This window comes from Geodermatophilus sp. SYSU D01045 (assembly GCF_054050295.1).
Genome location: NZ_JBJGZB010000009.1, coordinates 105,840 through 122,313, shown reverse-complemented (window position 1 = coordinate 122,313; position 16,474 = coordinate 105,840). Strand labels below are relative to the sequence as shown.

The following is a 16,474-nucleotide window of genomic DNA, read 5'->3' as shown; positions in this document are numbered from 1 at the left end:
TCAGTTGTCCTTCCGATGGGGTGTTCCGACGGTGTTGCGCAGGACGCCGATGGGGCCGGCTTCCATCTCGATGACGTCTCCCGGCTGTAGCCAGCGGTCCAGTTCCAGCCCGGAGCCGCCGGTGGCGGTGCCGGAGCCCAGCACCTCACCGGGCAGCAGGGTCTGGTCCTGGGCGGCGTAGGCGATGAGGTCACCGAAGCTGTGGTGCATGGCGGCGGTGGTGTCTCCGCCCCAGCGCTCTCCGTTGACCCGTACCTCGAGTTCGAGGGTGGCGAGGTCGATCTCGTCGGGGGTGACGATGCACGGGCCGAGGACGTTGGAGCCGTCCCACTCCTTGGCCTTGGCCGGACCCATGCCGACCGGTAGCTCGCGGCGTTGGACGTCGCGGGCGGACATGTCGTTCCAGATCGTGAACCCGAAGACGTAGTCCAGCGCCTCGCTGGCGGGAACGTCTTTGCACGGACGGCCGATCACCGCGGCGAGTTCCAGCTCGTGGTCCAGCTGCTCGGTGTAGGAGGGCCAGGCCAGTTCCGTGTCTGGTCCGGTGACGGTGCTGCCGACGCTGCGGTAGAAGGCGGGCACTTCGTACCACTCGGCGGGGATGTCGCGGCCGAGGTTCTTGAACGCGTTCTTCAGGTGCCCCTCGAAGGCGAGGAAGTCCCGGAACGACCGGGGCTGCAGCGGCGCCAGCAGGCGAGCGTCCGGCGCCGGCCGTTCTGTGCCGATCGGCGCGCCGGCCTCGATGAAGGCGATCATGTCGCCGTCGAAGCCGATGTCGAGGACCTCGTCGCCGTCCAGTCGTCCGACGCGGCTGGTGCCGTCGGGAGCTGCGTAGGTCACGTACTTCACGAGCCGACCTCCTGGACCGCGTCGATGATCGTCACTTGCAGGCGTGGTGCCGGTCGCAGACCTGGACGACGCGGGGTCCTTCGCGCGATCGAGCACCCGTTCCGGGGCGAGAGGCAGCCGGGTGGAGCGGCGGCTGAGGTCACGTCTGCGGCTCCTGATCGAGGTTCGCGTGCGGTGGACAGCCCGGCCGGGCGCGGCGAGGTGCGGCGCCGTGCCCGGCCGGAAGGCCCGCTCAGACCGTGGTGATGGGGCGGGACTGCAACAGGAAGAGGTCGCCCGCCGCGTCGAAGGCCCACTCGATGTCCTGGGGGACACCGTGCAGCTCGGCGAGCTTCTGGCCCATCTCGGCCAGGGCGACGCACTCTTCGTCGGAGAGCACCCGCTCGGCGTCGACCACCTTGGCCCTCTTCACGACCCCCTGCCGGGAGAGCGTGTAGTTGTCCGGGGTCACCTCCCCGGAGACCACGGCCTCGCCGAGCCCTCGGGCGGCCTCGACGACCATGCGGTCCCGGCGGCCGTGCACGGGGTCGATGGTGAACATGACCCCGGACTTCTGGCTGTCGATCATCTGCTGGACGACGACGGCCATGGCGACGTCCTCCAGCGACCCCTTCTCCTGCCGGTAGAAGACGGCGCGGTCGGTGAAGAAGGACAGCCAGCACTCGACGACGTTGTGCAGCACCGCGTCGAAGCCTTCGGTGTTGAGGAACGTCTCCTGTTGGCCGGCGTAGCTGGCGCCCTCGGAGTCCTCGGCACAGGCCGACGACCGGACCGCGACCAGACCCTGCAGCTTGGCGTACTCACGTTCGATCAGCTCGCGCGGAGGCTTCGCCGCGGCGACGAGGGACCTCGCGGCCTCCACGTCCTTGCGGAGCATCGCGTCCCGGAGGGCCTCCTCGTCCACCGCGGCGGCGAAGGCCGCCGAGGTGATCACGAAGCCGGGCGGGACGGGGAGTTCCTCGGCGGTCATGGTCGCCAGGCTGGCGCCCTTGCCGCCGGTCAGCTCCACCACCTGGCACCGGGGATCGCTGAACGGCAGGACGAGCGGCTGCTCGTGCGTCGACACGGCGGCGTGCTCCTCGGCGGTCGGGGGCGGGAGGATCGCGGTCATCGGGCTCACCTCTCAGAGGGCCGGGGCCGGGGCCGGGGCCGGGGCCTGGGCCGGGGCCGGAATGGCGGGGGCGTCGGACACGATCTCGACCCGGCCGGTGGAGCCGTTGACCCGCACGCGGTCACCGGTCTTGATCCGGCGGGTGGCGTCGGAGGTGCCGACGACCGCGGGGATCCCGAACTCTCGCGAGACCACGGCGGGGTGCGACGCCATGCCGCCGGCGTCGGTGACCAGACCGGAGATCTTGGTGAACAGCACGACCCAGGACGGGCTCGTCATCCGGCAGACCACGATCTCGTCGGGCTGGACTTCGCTGAACTGCTCCTGGGAGAGCACGACGCGGGCGGTTCCCTCGACGACGCCGGCCGAGGCCGGGAGCCCTGGGATCTCGCCCTCGTGGCTCGGCGCCGGCCGGTTGAGCTTCTCCGGGAACGCCCACAGCGACAGGTACGGGAAGGCGACGGCCTCTTCGGTGGCCGTGCCGACCCAGTCGCGCGGCCGCAGCTCGTAGGCGTCCTCGCGGGCGTCGCGGCGGTCGCCGACCAGTTCCTGGGCGTCGAAGGAGTTGGTGCCGGCCATCAGACGGCGCAACTCGTTGTACTTGAGGTACATGACGTCCTCGGCATCGTCGAGCTTGCCGTCGCCGACCAGCTTCTTCCCGATCGCGATGAGCACGAGCCGGACCCGAGCGTTGGTGCCCTGGTCGATGTAGAAGTGGTGGTCAGGGGTGAGCGGGTTCATCCGCAGGCTCAGGTCGAGCGCCCGCTCCAGCTCGTCGCGGGCCGGGCCGGGTTCCACGCCCTCGAAGACCTCGCCCTTCGCCCTCTCCAGGTCCTCGGCCACTGCCCTGAGCTCGGCCGGGTAGTCGTAGTCGGACTCCAGGTAGCCGCGCACGGCCTCGACGATCGGCGCCGGGTTCTCGCGCCACGTCTTGAACGAGAACTCGTGGGCGTACATCGACTTGTACCCGAAGACCTTCTGGTACGGCTCGATGTGCTCTGAGAGGAACGTCCGCCCGGCCTCCGTGCCCTCCAGGGCGCGGATCACGTCGACGGCGGTGGGCTTGGTGAAGGCCTTGGCGACCTCGCCCTGCTCGTTCTTCACCCACTCCTTGATCTTCCAGAGCTCGTCGATGGAGTCCCAGTTGCGGTTCTCGGTGGAGCTCTGGAGCCGGCCCATCAGCGCCGAGTGGTCGCCGTCGCCCTTGGCCGCCGCGATCGCGGCGTTGAGCGCCAGCGTGGAGGAGAACTGGGCGAAGTTCAGCACCCAGTGGATGGACCAGTGCCGGTCGTGCATGTCGATCGCGTCCTCGAGCAGGATCGCGAGCTCGACGAGGCTGGCCCCGTCGTAGTCGTACTCGTCGAAGCGCACGAAGTTGCGCTCCATCTCCGGCCGCAACCGGTCGCGCCACCAGCCGAGGAAGTTCTCGGCGTAGTACGGCAGCGTCCAACCCATGTAGCCGCCCAGCTCGGCCGGGTCCTCCGGGTCCAGGGGGACCCGGGGCGTGTAGCGGGCGCCGTACTCGGACGCCTCGGCCGAGAGGCCCGGGGTGGCCGGGATGGCCGCGGTGTAGACGTAGCCGTTGACGATCTTGGAAATCCAGTCAGAGGCGAACGGGGTACCGAAGCGCCGGAACATGTAGTCGCACTTCAGCCACCAGCCGCCGATGTCTGCGTACATGGGGGAGACGGGGTTGGGGATGTGGAGGTCGTCATGCACCCAGAACAGGTCCTTCTGGCCGGCCTCCCACTGCACCGGGAACTCGTCGTCCCCGAAGAAGGTCGCCAAGACGTTGTCGCTCATGCCCACTCCGGTCGTGGTCGTTGGGAGATGTGTGGGGGGCGTACGTCGGCTCTCACCCAGCGGGGCGAACGGCCGAACTATCGATAATCTGGCAGGGCAGTGTGACGCACGTCAACCCTCCGAGCCGGGTTTTCGTGACTTGGGCGGCATCTCACGGGTGGTGAACGATCGATCACTGTGGTTGACAGCACATAATCAGGCCGTACTATCGATAATCAAGCGGGCCGCCTGGGGCGGTCCTCATCCGAGGGAGAACGAGTGGATCGGCCACTTCGCCGCGACGGCGTCCTGCGCGACCAGATCAAGGACCTGATCGTCGAGCGCATCCTCGATGGCACCTACGGCCCGGGCGACCGCGTCAAGGAGAGCGTGCTGGCGGCGGAGTTCGGTGTCAGCCAGGCGCCCGTTCGTGAGGCGCTGCGGGATCTCGAAGCGATGCGCTTCATCGAGTCGCAGCCGCACAAGGGCGCCCGCGTCCGTGAAGTGACCGTGGAGGAGCTGGGCCAGATCTATCCCGTGCGGGCCGCCTTGGAGGAGGTCGCCGGCCGGGAGGCTGCGACCCGGATCACAGAGGACCACGTGGGTGCGCTGGAGGACGAGCTGACCGGCATGCGCCATGCCGCTGACGCCGGTGACCTGCATGCGCTACTGGTCCACGACACCCGCTTCCACGAGATCATCGTCGAAGCGGCGGGGAATCAAGTGCTCCTCGAGGTGTGGCGCTCGCTGCGGGTCGAGGCCCGAACCGTGGTCAGCGTGCTGCGCGGGCACTCCGACCTGCACGCCATCGCCGAGCTCCACCGCCCCGTGCTGATGGCCGTCCAGTTCCGTGACCCGGATCTGGCCGGCAAGGAGATGCGCGCGCACATCGAGTTCTTCGGCGTTTCTCTGCTGAACCGCGCACACACGCCCCAGGACAGCTGACCCCTCCGCCCGCACTGACCGAGCTATACGGAGACTCCGATGCAGCAGCTCAACGACCGCGTGTTCACCGAGACCAAGGTGCGGGGGTGCAACCCCAGCTTCGTGGTGACCTCGGCCGGTCCGGTGGTCATCGACACGCCGCAGCTGCCGACCCGGGCCGTGGAGATGCGCCGCTTCGTCGAGACGTTCGGCGACATCCAGTACCTGATCAACACCGAGCACCACGTCGACCACATCTTCGGCAACTGGTACTTCCGCGGCGCCGGCACGGTGGTCAACCACAAGGGGCTCTACGACAACTTCATGACGGTGTATCCGGAGCTGGACCCGTTCGAGTACGCCCGCGAGGCCCTGGCCACCGACGACCCGGACGGCATCGCGCTGTTCCCGGACCGGGACGAGTACTACGAGGACCCGAACAAGGGTCAGATCGTCTTCACCGGCGACCTGTCGCTGCGCGTCGGGGACCACGACTTCCACCTGCTCCACACGCCCGGGCACACCCCCGGTCAGCTCGCGGTGTACGTGCCGCAGGAGCGGATGGTCTTCACCGGCGACAGCGTCTTCTGCGAGTGCCAGACGTGGCTGATGACCAGCGACGTGGATGAGTGGCTGAACTCGCTCGAGATCATCCGGTCGCTCGACGTCGACACCGTCGTCCCCGGGCACGGTCCCGTCACCGATCTCTCCTACGTGGATCGGCAGCGCGCCGCTCTCCTCAGCTGGAAGGCGGCTGTCGCCGAGGGCGTGGCCGCCGGCTGGAGCAAGGAGGAGACCCAGGAACGGGTCAAGTTCTCGAAGCTCGGCCCGGTCGACGTCGGCCAGGAGTACATGCTCGAGTACGTCGAGACCCTCAACGCCGGCTCGCTGTTCGACAGGTTCACCGCCCGCCGGGCCGCACCGGTCCCTCCCCGCAGCAGCTGAGGCCCGACGCCGTGTGGCGGCCGCGCCGTCCCGAGCGCTCCAGCGGCCCTGACGTGGTGGCCGCGATGAGGGCCCATCAGGAGCCTGCCGGTCCTGCGGTGGTCGTCGCCTGGGGAGGCGAGGCGCTCTTCGTCTGGCCGGCCCGGCCTCGCGCTGAGGGGTGGAGCGGCCGTCATCGGTGACGGGCGAGGGCGCAGCTGCCGCCGAGACGGGCAGCGCGACCCAGCGAGAGGCGGACCGATCCCGAGCCCACGGGCAGGTCGGTCAGCCGCCCACCCCGGCATCGGCCACGACGGAGAACCACCGGGTCACGTTGGGCGCTGATTCCAGGCCCTCGAGCACCGTGCGCTTGTCGAGGAACGCCGGATCGTCGTGCCAGGCCATCCAGTCCTCGCGGCTGTTCCAGGTGCCGACGATCACCCGCGACAGCGGGTCGTCCTCGGGGATCAGCACCTGGCCGGAGACCCAGCCCGGCATGCGTCGTGCGGCCTCGAGGCGATCCCGCATCACTGCGTCCCACTCCTGCTGACCTCCGGGCCGCAGCGTGCTGGTGGTGAGCACGGTCATCATCGTCCGCTCCCTCGCCGGAGGATCCGCTCCTGCAGGTCCTCTGGTGTCCGTGGGTCGGGCGGTGAAACCCTGGCGCCAGGGATCACCGCCGTCCCGGGGCCGGCGGGGTTCCGGCCGCGGGGCGTCACGCTGTCCACTGGGCGGGCGGGGTCGGCGGCCGGGTTCCGCCTCGACACGAGCTCGGCCCGTGCGGGCTCCGGCTGCCCGGACGACGCGGGCGGTTGGCGGTCAGCTGACGCGACACCCCGGTCGCACCGGCCGCTGGGAGCGATCGGGAGGACGGATGGCCGACTTCACCGCGACCGCCATCAGCGAGGGCGACCACTGGGTGATCGACGTGCCGGGTGTCGGTACCACCGAGGCCGACAGGTTCGAGGACCTCGAGGAGATGGCACTCGAGTTGGTCGTCGCCATGACCCACGCGGCCCGCCAGGACGTGCACGTCGATCTGCGCATCGTCTGACCGGCCATCGGCGAGTGTGTCGCTGTGACTGGACCGGAGATCGCCGGCGTCGTCGTGCCACTCCTACGCTTCGGTTTTGTGCAGCAGCAGTGCTTCTGCTGAAGGAGACCTTGGGGCACGGCCGACCCCGCGCGCACGGTCAGCTCGCCCATGAAGGGGTACCAGTGCCGGTTGCACGTGGATGACACGCCCGGCTGCGGGGGAAAAGTACAGCAACGGGTACAGCAACGCGCGCTGAACGGCCACGACTGCCGGCGGACGGCGGCGCACGCTCTGAGTCCCTGACCTGCACGTATGGCACGTGCGCGGATGTGAGCGAATGGCCCGAACGTGACTGGGGGTCAAGGGGTCGCAGGTTCAGATCCTGTCAGGCCGACAGCGGGGAACCGCAGCTCAGGGGCCGTGTCCGGAGGGATCCGGACACGGCCCCTGACTGCTTCCGCGGGGCGGTTGACCACCTCCTTGACCACCATCAGGCCACCCTCACCCGCCGAAGGCAGCGCTGAGGACGTCCATCGCCTCGCGCGAGACGTCGGGTGCGACGTGTCCGTGGACGTCGCCGGTGATGGCGATCGACGCGTGGCCGAGGATCTCCGACACCACCTCGAGCGGGACGCCGTGGCTCGGCATCACGCTGGCGGCCGAGTGCCGGAGGGCGTGCAGCCCGGCGTGCGGGATCCCGGCCCGTGTGGCGGCGACCTCGAGTGCGCGCAGGGCGTCGCGGGGGTCGCAGGGCTCGCCGTTCTCCCGTTGCGTCGGCGGCGACTCCCGCCCGTCTGGTGAACGGCGCTGCTGACCCGTCCGCGGCTGCTGGAGAAGGCCTGGAGGCGGAGCTCCAGCCAGCTCGGGAGCTCCGGTCCCGCGTGCCCGCCGCCGGTACGCCTGCAGCACGGGCCCCAGATCTCGGGCGGGGCCGGGGAGGTCGCGGCCGTGGATGCGACCGTCGTCGAGCTGCCGGGCGAGCTCGGTGAGCACGACCGGCCGGTCCCGGCGGGTCGGGGCCGAGCGGACCCGGATCTGCACCTGTCGCTCGACCACCTGGACCGCGGACCGGCCGGAGGCCGCGGCTCGGCTCCGTTCCCACAGCTCCGTTCCCACGCGCGGTGGCGGCAGGTCGGTGAGCACCACGCGGGGATCGGTCCCCGGCTCCCCGGGGTGATCGGCCCCCCGCACCAGCCGCAGGTCGTCGCGGCGGCCCGTCGTCCGTGGTCAGGTGCTCTCCCGTCTGCCGGCTCGCACCGGACTCCTCGCCCGATGCCTGCGCCTCCTGGTGTCTCCGCTGTTCGCGCTCCCGGCGTCGCTCTCGGTCGGCGCGGCGGCCGCTGTGCCCCGTGCCCGCTGACCCTGCTCCCCGGTCTCCGGTAACCCGTCACACCGACGTCCGGGACTCCGAGTGCATGAGCTGTGGCACTTCGTCCGGCGGTCCTGCAGTGCTGCGCGAGGTCTCGGTCGACACCGCTTGGCCGTGCGTGCAGCTGACGAGATGCGTGGCGCCCGGGCGCTGTTCATGTCACGTGGAAGTCATCTGCGGGTGACTGCGGAGGCAACACGCGGGTCGTCTACTGCTGCCGAACAGTGACCACTGTCAGTAGACGAAAGGTGTGCCGTGGACGTCGGCAGCACTGCATTCATCCTCGCGGCCACGATGGCGGTCGCGCTCATGGTCCCGGGCCTCGCGCTCTTCTACGGCGGCATGGTCGGGTCCCGCTCGGTCCTGAACATGATCATGATGGTGTTCGGGGCCGTCGCGGTCGTCGGCGTCCTGTGGACCCTCTTCGGCTTCTCCGCGGTCTTCGGGGACAGCTACGGCGGCCTGGGTCTGCTGGGGGACGTCACCGAGTACCTGGGTCTCGGTGACCTCGTGGCCGGTGACGAGACGGCCGCCCTGCCGCCGGCCCTGGTGGCGGTGTTCCAGGCGCTGTTCGCGGTCATCACGACCGCTCTCATCGCCGGCGCGGTGTCCGACCGCGTCCGGTTCGGCCCGTGGTTGCTGTTCACCGGGCTCTGGGCGGCGCTGGTGTACTTCCCGGTCGCGCACTGGGTGTTCGCCTTCGACTCCGCCGACGGCAGCGTCCAGGGCGGTTGGATCGCCAACACGCTCGGCGCGGTGGACTTCGCCGGCGGCACGGCCGTCCACATCAACGCGGGCGTGGCCGCCCTGGCCCTGGTGCTGGTGGTCGGCAGGCGCACCGGCTGGCCCCGGCAGGCCCGGCCGAACAACCTGCCCCTCGTCGCCCTCGGTGCCGGCATCCTGTGGTTCGGGTGGTTCGGCTTCAACGGCGGGTCGGCCCTGGCTGCGGGCAACAGCGCCTCGGTCGTCATGCTCACGACGTTCAACGCCACCTGCGCGGCGATCCTCGCCTGGCTCCTGGTGGAGCGGCTGCGCGACGGTCACGCCACCACCCTCGGCGGGATGTCCGGCGCCATCGCCGGGCTGGTGGCCATCACCCCGGCCTGCGGCGCCGTCACGCCGCTCGGCGCCCTGGCCGTGGGCGCCGTCGCCGGTGCGGTCTGCCCGCTGGCCATCGCGCTGAAGTACCGCTTCGGCTACGACGACGCCCTGGACGTGGTCGGCGTCCACCTCGTCGGCGGCGTCGTCGGCACCCTGCTGGTCGGCCTGTTCGGTTCCGCCGAGGCGCCCAGTGGTCGGGCCGGCCTGTTCTACGGCGGCGGGCTGGGGCTCCTCGGCACGCAGGCCGTCGCCGTCGTGGCGGTCGTCGCCTACTCCTTCGTCATCAGCCTGCTGATCGCCCTGGCCGTCAAGCACACGGTGGGCCTGCGGGTGTCGAAGGAGGGCGAGTCGGCCGGTCTCGACCTGACCGAGCACGCCGAGGTCGCCTACGACCTCGAGGGCGCCGTGCACACCCCCGGGAGCGGCCCGACCCCCGAGGCCGTCGTCGCCTCGGCCGAGCGGCTGGTCGCGGGCTCCGCGCCGGCCCCGCGCACCGGGAGTGGCACGCCGCACTGACCGTCCACGGACGACGGAGGCCGGTCCCGCGCCGCGGGACCGGCCTCCGGTGGGTCGGGGGTGAGGAGTATCAGGTCAGGTGGCCGTAGGCCGTGACGCTGAGGAAGCGGACCGGCAGCTCGACGAGCTCGACCGGGCCGTGCGGCCCCTCGCCGTCGAAGACGAGGGAGTCCCCGGCGCGCATCTCGTACCGCGCCTCGCCGTGCCCGTAGACCAGGACCCCCTCCAGCATGTGCAGGAACTCCGTCCCCGGGTGCTGGAACAAGGGGAACACCTCGCTGGCCTCGGTGAGGGTGACCAGGAGCGGCTCGAGCCGCTTGTGCTCGCCCCGCAGGGACCCCAGCAGCTGGTAGAGGTGGCCGACGTTGCTGCCGCGGCGGACGATCTGCGATCCGTGTCCGGCGGGTGTGAAGACGGCCTCCCGCTCGGCGTCGAGGCCCCGGAACAGTGCGGTGACCGGCACGGCGAGCGCCTCGGCGAGGCGGGCGAGGCTGGACAGGCTGCAGGAGGTCTGCGCGTTCTCGATCTTGGACAGCATGGCCTTGCTCATGCCGGTCAGTCGGGCCAGTTCCGCCAGCGAGATGCCCTGCGCGAGCCGGAACTCCCGCACGCGCAGTGCGATGACGTCCTCGAGATGACCGCTCGGCGCGTCGTCGTGCGCGCCGGGACCGGGGGAGACCTCCACCCGGCGAGCCTAGGTCGCGTGCGCACGTCCGAACCGCCCGGCGACCAGAACGTAACGGACGGGTAACCCGAAGGAGGGTCCACCGCTCGTAGCCTTCGTTTCACTTCAGTGGACGACCCCCCAGGAGGACCCGTGCCCGTCACCGGCACCATCGGCCACGTCACCGGAGGCTCGCTCGGGCTGCCGAGCATGGAGGTGGACGGCGTCCGCGCCCACATCGGCGACGTCTTCGCCAATCCCGGCGGGGCGGCGATGTGCAGCGGCTTCTTCGAGCTCTTCGCCGGCGCGCCGCTGGACTACGAGTACACCTACGACGAGATGAAGGTCGTCGTCGAGGGCGAGTTCCACCTCACCGACCTCGACTCCGGTCAGCAGGTCGTCGCGCGGCCGAAGGACGTCCTGTTCTTCCCCGGCGGCTCGCGGATCCGCTTCGAGACGCCGGATCGGGCGCTGGGCTTCTACACCGGCCACCGCTCCTTCGCCCCCTGACCGGCCGTGGGAGCCGAACACACGAGCGTCCCGAGCTGGCCGGCGAGCGTGCCGCCGGTGGACCCCGCCGGCCGCACCGTCTCCGTGCTGGGCTTCGGGGACCGCGGGCGGGAGATCGTCGCGGACTGGCTCGCCGCCACGCCGGCCGGGCGGGTGGTCTGGAGCCACGTCGCCGAGCGGGCCGACGACGTCACGCTGACGGCGCTCGCCGAGCAGGTGGGCGGCGCCCGGGTCGGCTGGCGCCTCATGCTGGCCGGACCCGAGGTCGACGTCCTGGCCGCCCGGGCCGTGGCCACCGGCCTGGGTCTCCTCGACGCCGAGCTCCGGACGGCGGTGACCGGCGCGGACCGCAGGCGGGTCGCCTGCCCGCACTGCGGCGTCACGACCGAGGCGGAGGTCCCGGTCGGCGCCGAGGTCCCCTGCCGGGGCTGCGCCCGCCGGCTGCACGTCTACGCGCACGTCTCCCGGCGCACCGGCACCTACCTGGGCTTCATGGCCGACGCGGAGGAGGTCGCGTGACCGCCGTCCTGCCCGCGCCGGCGACGGCGGCACCGGGGGACGCCGCGCCGCTGCGGCTCGAGGTCGTCGCGCTCGCCGATGCCGCACCCGGCATCCGGACGCTCGTCCTGCGGCACCCGGACGGCGATCCGCTCCCCGGGTACGCGCCCGGCAGCCACGTGGTGCTCACCTGCGGGGAGCGGCGCAACGCCTACTCGCTCACCGGGGACGGGCTGCCGGAGGAGGAGTACCGGATCTCGGTGCTGCTGTGCCCCGGGGGCCGGGGCGGCTCCGCCTTCGTGCACGGTCTCGCCGTCGGCGACCGGGTGGCCGTCTCCCGGCCGCGCAGCGCCTTCGCCCCGGTCGCCACCGCGCGGCACCACGTGCTGGTCGCCGGGGGCATCGGGATCACCCCGATGCTGTCCCACGCCCGGGCCGCGGTCCGCTGGGGGCGCTCCTTCGAGCTGGTCTACGGCCACCGGCCCGGAGCGGGCGCCCACCGCGAGGAGCTGGCGGCCCTGTGCGGGGACCGCCTCACTGTGCACGAGTCCACGCCGGCGATGCTCGACGCCGTCGCCGCGGCGCTCGCCGACCGCCCGGTCGGCACGCACGTGTACGTCTGCGGCCCCGCGCCGCTCCTCGAGTTCGTCGAGCGGACCGCCGAGGAGCTGGGCTGGCCGTCCGACCGGGTGCACGCCGAGCGGTTCAGCGCCGCCGACCTCGACCCGGGGGAGCCGTTCACCGCGCACCTGACCCGGTCCGGCCTGCGGGTGCCGGTGCCCGCGGGCACCAGCCTGCTCGCGGCACTGGAGGGTGCCGGCGTCGCCGTCCCGAGCATGTGCCGCCAGGGCGTGTGCGGTGAATGCCGGGTCCCCGTCGTCTCCGGCCGGCCGCTGCACCGCGACCTGTACCTGTCCGAGACCGAGCGCGCCGCCGGCGACGCGGTCATGTGCTGCGTCTCGCGCAGCCTCGACGACGACCTGGAGCTGGACCTGTGACCACGACGCTGCCGCCACGGGTGTCCCGCTTCCCGTTCCCCTTCCCGGCCGACGCCTACCGCTACGCGACCAACGTCGAGCCGGCCCGCCGCCCGGTGGGGACCGCCGCGGGCACCTGGGGCGAGCACGTGATCGACGTCGACGACGACTACGCGCTCGAGCTCGCGGTCCGCCGGGACGTGCTGGCCGCCGATCCCTCCCGGTGCGCCCAGCTGTCGCACATGCGCGTCGCCGCCTGGGACGCGCTGGCCACGCTGCTGGCGGAGCTCGCGGCCACCCGTCCCGACGTGATGGCGCTGCACCGGCGCGGCGACCGGTGGCACTGGCGCAACGACCTGCTCGGGACGTCGTCGTCCTTCGTCCTCGGTGACGACGACTCCCTGCCCGGCGGCCCGCTGGCCTTCCTCGGCAGCCAGGTGCAGGAGGACGTCGTCCTGCTCGACCAGCGCGAGGGCTCGCTGTGGGCCGACGCCGGGCTGGTCACCTTCGCCGCCGACTGGTCCCTGGGTTTCGACGTCGGCATGCGCTTCCTGGAGGTCCACGGGCCGGTGCCGCGGGTCCACGAGACCGGCGTCGTCGCCCGCGCCGAGCAGTTCCTCATGCGCCTGCAGCCCGGCGACGCCTACCGCCGGACCAACTGGACGATGACCGTGGACCGGCGCCTGGACACCTCCACGGAGACCTACCCGGTGTGGGGCCGGGAGAGGCGACTCGTGGTCGACGACCCAGCGCTGCCCGACCGGCTGCACCTGCGGGTGGAGGTGCAGCACCTGCTGCGCCTGGGCGTCTCGAACGCCGTCTGCTTCCTCATCCGCACCCACCTGCTGTCCCTCCGCGAGCTCGCGGCCGTCCCCGAGTGGCGGCGGAGGACGGCCGCCGTGCTCGCCGAGCTGCCCGACGACATGGCCGCCTACAAGGGCATCGAGCGCTACCGGCACGCCGCGGCCGCCTGGCTGGCCGGCGGCTGACCGGCACCGGCGCGCCCGGCGGCCCGTCGTCCTCCCCGGGGACGGCGGGCCGCCGCCGCGTGGCCCGGGTGCCCGGCGCCAGGGCACAGGAGGAAACAGGGATCTCCCCGGACGGTCACGTCGCGGAAACACGCACCCTGTTCACTCCGGGGCGACAGAGGTTCACAGCAGTGAACACCTCGACCACCCGGGAGGACCCGTGTCGCTCACCGCCACCCGCCCCGAGGCCCCGCCGGCGCCAGTCGAGCTGGCCACCGGAGGAGAGCTGGCGCGCCGCGCCCGCGCCGACGGGATCGAGTTCGTCATGGCGCTGTTCGTCGACCTCACCGGCAAGCCCTGCGCCAAGCTGGTGCCGGTCGAGGCGGTCGAGGAGCTGGAGACCGAGGGCGTGGGTTTCGCCGGCTACGCGGTCGGCGCGATGGGGCAGGAGCCGAGGGACCCCGACCTGATGGCCGTCCCCGACCCCTCGTCCTACATGCCGGTGCCCTTCATCCGGCCGGGACTGGCGATCGTGCACTGCGACCCGCACGTGGAGGGTCGGCCCTGGCCGTACGCGCCCCGGGTGCTGCTCAAGGCGCAGCTGGCCCGCGCCGCCGAGCTGGGCCTGGAGCTCAAGGTCGGTGCCGAGGTCGAGTACTTCCTCGTCGAGCGCGGCCCGGACGGCGCGCTGCGGCCCGCCGATCCGAAGGACACCGCGGCCCGGCCCTGCTACGACGCCCGCGGGCTGACCCGCATGTACGACCACCTGACCGAGGTGTCCAAGGCGATCAACTCCCTCGGCTGGGGCAACTACGCCAACGACCACGAGGACGGCAACGGCCAGTTCGAGCAGAACTTCGCCTACGCCGACGCGCTGACCACCGCCGACCGGGTGGTCACCCTGCGCTACCTGCTGTCGGTGCTCGCCGAGCAGCGCGGCATGACCGCCACCTTCATGGGCAAGCCCTTCACCGACCGGACCGGCAGCGGGCTGCACATGCACCTGTCGCTGTGGCGGGACGGCGAGCCGGCGTTCCCGGACCCCGCCGACGCCCGCGGCCTGGGCCTGTCCCCGCTGGCCTACTCCTTCGTGGCCGGCCTGATCGAGCACGCCTGCGGCCTGCAGGCGGTGCTCGCCCCGACGGTGAACGCCTACAAGCGCACCGGCGCCAGCTCCACCCGGTCCGGCGCGACCTGGTCCCCGCGCACGGCGTCCTACGGCGGCAACGACCGCACCCACCTGCTCCGCGTCCCCGACGGCAACCGCGTGGAGTTGCGCGGCGGTGACGGCTCGGCCAACCCCTACCTGGCCGCGGCGGCCGCGCTGGCCGCCGGCCTCGACGGGATCCGCCGCGGCCTGGACCCCGGCGAGCCCGGCGCCACCACCAGCAGCCCGCTGCCGCCGACGCTGCTGCACGCCGTCGAGGCGCTGCAGGCCGACCCGGTGGTCGCCGCGGCCCTGGACGCGGCCGGGCCCGGTGTCTGCGAGTACTTCGCCGGCCTCAAGCGCGAGGAGTTCTTCGAGTGGCACGGGCAGGTGACCCCCTGGGAGGTCGACCGCTACGTGACCGCGTTCTGACCCGACCGACCGACGAGAGGAACCGTCCTGCGATGTGCGGGATCGTCGGGCTCCACCTGCGGGAGCCCTCCCTGTACCCCCGGCTCGGAGAGCTGCTGACCGGCATGCTCTGCCAGGTCACCGAGCGCGGTCCGGACTCCGCCGGGGTCGCCGTCTACGGCGACCCGCGCTGGTCGCCGCCGGGCGCGGCGTCGGTCTCGCTGCTCACCGGTGACCGGACCGCCGACGACGTCGCCACCGCCGTCCGCGCCGCCGGGTGGCCGGGTCTGGACACAGCCGAGGTGGTGGACGCCGGCCAGACGCTGGTCGTCCACGCGGCGACCGACCCCGGAGCCCTCGCCGCCGCCGTCCGCGAGACCGTCCCGGGTGCCGTGGTCATCGGCGCCGGCGAGGAGGTCGCCGTCCTCAAGGGCGTCGGGCACCCGCAGGCCCTGGCCGCCGAGTTCGGCCTGGCGGCCGCGCAGGGCTGGCAGGGCGTGGCGCACACCCGGATGGCCACGGAGTCGGCGGTCACCCCGGCGCACTGCCACCCCTTCTCCGTGGGGGCCGACCAGTGCCTGGTGCACAACGGCTCCTTCGCCAACCACGCCACCATCCGCCGCGAGCTGCGCGCCGCGGGCGCGGTCTTCGACAGCGACAACGACTCCGAGGTCGGCGCCCGCTTCGTCGCCGCCCAGCTGGCCGCCGGCTACGACGTGGAGAAGTCGCTGGAGCTGCTGTGCGAGCGCTTCGACGGCTTCTACACGCTGCTGGTCAGCACCCGCGACAGCTTCGCCGTCGTCCGCGACGCCATCGCCTGCAAACCCGCCGTCGTCGCCGAGACCCCGCAGTGGGTCGCCATGGCGTCGGAGTACCGCGCCCTGGCCGGCCTGCCCGGCGTCGAGGCCGCCCGCATCTTCGAGCCCGAGCCGGAAGAGGTCTACGCATGGCAGCGCTGAGCACGACCCACGGCACGGCGGACACCGCGGTGGAGCCCGCCGTCGTCGACCTGTCCCTCACCGGGGTGCGCGAGCTCAACGCCGCCCTGCACGCCCCGGACGTCGCGGACAAGGCGTCCGCCTGGCGGGTCACCTCACCCGCCGGGCGGCACAACATCGCCGTCGGGCTCGACGCGGCGGTCGACGTCCGCATCGAGGGACACGTCGGCTACTACTGCGCCGGGATGAACCAGCTCGCGACGGTGACCGTCGAGGGCAACGCCGGGGTCGGGGTCGCCGAGAACATGATGAGCGGCACGGTGCGGGTCCGCGGCAACGCCTCCCAGTCGGCCGGGGCGACGGCGCACGGCGGCCTGCTGGTCGTCGAGGGCTCGGCGTCGGCCCGCTGCGGGATCTCGATGAAGGGCGTGGACATCGTCGTCGGCGGCGACGTCGGGCACATGAGCGCCTTCATGGGACAGGCCGGGCGGCTGGTCGTGTGCGGCGATGCCGGCGACGCGCTCGGCGACTCCCTCTACGAGGCCCGGGTCTACGTGGCCGGATCGGTCAGGAGCCTCGGCGCGGACTGCGTGGAGAAGGAGGTGCGACCCGAGCACCTGGCCGAGCTCACCGGCCTGCTCCATGCGGCCGGCATCGACGCCGACCCGCGGGACTTCCGGCGCTACGGCTCGGCCCGCCGTCTCTACAACTTCCACGTCGACAACGCCTCGGCGTACTGAGGAGACCCC

17 protein-coding genes are annotated in these 16,474 nt (G+C 72.1%); 11 read left to right on the top strand and 6 right to left on the bottom strand.

Annotated features, from left to right (window positions below; all coding sequences use genetic code 11):
• From ACI798_RS09585 to ACI798_RS09575, 3 genes are all read right to left on the bottom strand, one after another.
• On the bottom strand, positions 1-849 hold the full coding sequence (locus ACI798_RS09585; RefSeq protein WP_456941010.1) for a fumarylacetoacetate hydrolase family protein: 849 nt from the start codon (positions 847-849) through the stop codon (positions 1-3).
• Between the two features lie 232 nt (positions 850-1,081).
• Positions 1,082-1,960 (bottom strand): PEP/pyruvate-binding domain-containing protein, encoded by an 879-nt coding sequence (locus tag ACI798_RS09580; RefSeq protein WP_456941011.1) that lies wholly within the window; start codon positions 1,958-1,960, stop codon positions 1,082-1,084.
• A gap of 12 nt (positions 1,961-1,972) precedes the next feature.
• Complete coding sequence (locus tag ACI798_RS09575; RefSeq protein WP_457047803.1) at positions 1,973-3,763, bottom strand: PEP-utilizing enzyme; 1,791 nt, start codon at positions 3,761-3,763, stop codon at positions 1,973-1,975.
• Positions 3,764-4,021: 258 nt separating this feature from the next.
• Between ACI798_RS09575 and ACI798_RS09570 the strand changes: the two genes are divergently transcribed.
• The gene (locus tag ACI798_RS09570) at positions 4,022-4,687 is read left to right on the top strand and encodes a GntR family transcriptional regulator (RefSeq protein ID WP_456941013.1); all 666 of its coding nucleotides are present in this window, start codon (positions 4,022-4,024) and stop codon (positions 4,685-4,687) included.
• Between the two features lie 39 nt (positions 4,688-4,726).
• Positions 4,727-5,611: an MBL fold metallo-hydrolase gene (locus tag ACI798_RS09565; protein WP_457047802.1), complete on the top strand. Its 885-nt coding sequence runs from the start codon at positions 4,727-4,729 to the stop codon at positions 5,609-5,611.
• A 264-nt stretch (positions 5,612-5,875) separates the two neighbouring features.
• Here the strand turns inward: ACI798_RS09565 and ACI798_RS09560 are convergent, their stop codons facing one another.
• Positions 5,876-6,178, bottom strand: coding sequence for an antibiotic biosynthesis monooxygenase family protein (locus ACI798_RS09560; RefSeq protein WP_457047801.1), 303 nt, complete (start codon positions 6,176-6,178; stop codon positions 5,876-5,878).
• A gap of 286 nt (positions 6,179-6,464) precedes the next feature.
• Between ACI798_RS09560 and ACI798_RS09555 the strand changes: the two genes are divergently transcribed.
• Positions 6,465-6,644: a hypothetical protein gene (locus tag ACI798_RS09555; protein ID WP_457047800.1), complete on the top strand. Its 180-nt coding sequence runs from the start codon at positions 6,465-6,467 to the stop codon at positions 6,642-6,644.
• Between the two features lie 483 nt (positions 6,645-7,127).
• Here the strand turns inward: ACI798_RS09555 and ACI798_RS09550 are convergent, their stop codons facing one another.
• Positions 7,128-7,667: a tyrosine-type recombinase/integrase gene (locus ACI798_RS09550; protein ID WP_456941016.1), complete on the bottom strand. Its 540-nt coding sequence runs from the start codon at positions 7,665-7,667 to the stop codon at positions 7,128-7,130.
• A 583-nt stretch (positions 7,668-8,250) separates the two neighbouring features.
• On the opposite strand from ACI798_RS09550, the gene ACI798_RS09545 reads away from it, so the two are divergent.
• Positions 8,251-9,612 (top strand): ammonium transporter, encoded by a 1,362-nt coding sequence (locus ACI798_RS09545; RefSeq protein WP_457047799.1) that lies wholly within the window; start codon positions 8,251-8,253, stop codon positions 9,610-9,612.
• A 70-nt stretch (positions 9,613-9,682) separates the two neighbouring features.
• Here the strand turns inward: ACI798_RS09545 and ACI798_RS09540 are convergent, their stop codons facing one another.
• Positions 9,683-10,297, bottom strand: a complete 615-nt coding sequence (locus tag ACI798_RS09540) for a helix-turn-helix domain-containing protein (protein WP_456941018.1) — start codon at positions 10,295-10,297, stop codon at positions 9,683-9,685.
• Between the two features lie 132 nt (positions 10,298-10,429).
• Between ACI798_RS09540 and ACI798_RS09535 the strand changes: the two genes are divergently transcribed.
• The 7 genes from ACI798_RS09535 (at position 10,430) to ACI798_RS09505 (ending at position 16,465) form a co-directional block, all read left to right on the top strand.
• Positions 10,430-10,786, top strand: a complete 357-nt coding sequence (locus tag ACI798_RS09535; protein ID WP_457047798.1) for a cupin domain-containing protein — start codon at positions 10,430-10,432, stop codon at positions 10,784-10,786.
• A gap of 57 nt (positions 10,787-10,843) precedes the next feature.
• Positions 10,844-11,305 carry a dimethylamine monooxygenase subunit DmmA family protein gene (locus ACI798_RS09530; RefSeq protein WP_457047797.1) on the top strand — a complete coding sequence of 154 codons (462 nt, stop codon included), beginning with the start codon at positions 10,844-10,846 and terminating at the stop codon, positions 11,303-11,305.
• Positions 11,302-12,282 (top strand): PDR/VanB family oxidoreductase, encoded by a 981-nt coding sequence (locus ACI798_RS09525; protein ID WP_457047796.1) that lies wholly within the window; start codon positions 11,302-11,304, stop codon positions 12,280-12,282. The genes ACI798_RS09530 and ACI798_RS09525 overlap by 4 nt, the downstream gene beginning before the upstream one ends.
• Positions 12,279-13,250 carry a heme-dependent oxidative N-demethylase family protein gene (locus ACI798_RS09520; RefSeq protein ID WP_457047795.1) on the top strand — a complete coding sequence of 324 codons (972 nt, stop codon included), beginning with the start codon at positions 12,279-12,281 and terminating at the stop codon, positions 13,248-13,250. Before ACI798_RS09525 ends, ACI798_RS09520 begins: the two co-directional genes overlap by 4 nt.
• A 199-nt stretch (positions 13,251-13,449) precedes the next feature.
• Positions 13,450-14,808: a type III glutamate--ammonia ligase gene (gene glnT / locus ACI798_RS09515; RefSeq protein WP_457047794.1), complete on the top strand. Its 1,359-nt coding sequence runs from the start codon at positions 13,450-13,452 to the stop codon at positions 14,806-14,808.
• 32 nt (positions 14,809-14,840) lie between these two features.
• Positions 14,841-15,746 (top strand): hypothetical protein, encoded by a 906-nt coding sequence (locus ACI798_RS09510; RefSeq protein ID WP_457047793.1) that lies wholly within the window; start codon positions 14,841-14,843, stop codon positions 15,744-15,746.
• Complete coding sequence (locus ACI798_RS09505) at positions 15,734-16,465, top strand: GltB/FmdC/FwdC-like GXGXG domain-containing protein (protein ID WP_456941025.1); 732 nt, start codon at positions 15,734-15,736, stop codon at positions 16,463-16,465. Before ACI798_RS09510 ends, ACI798_RS09505 begins: the two co-directional genes overlap by 13 nt.
• Positions 16,466-16,474 lie beyond the last annotated feature (9 nt).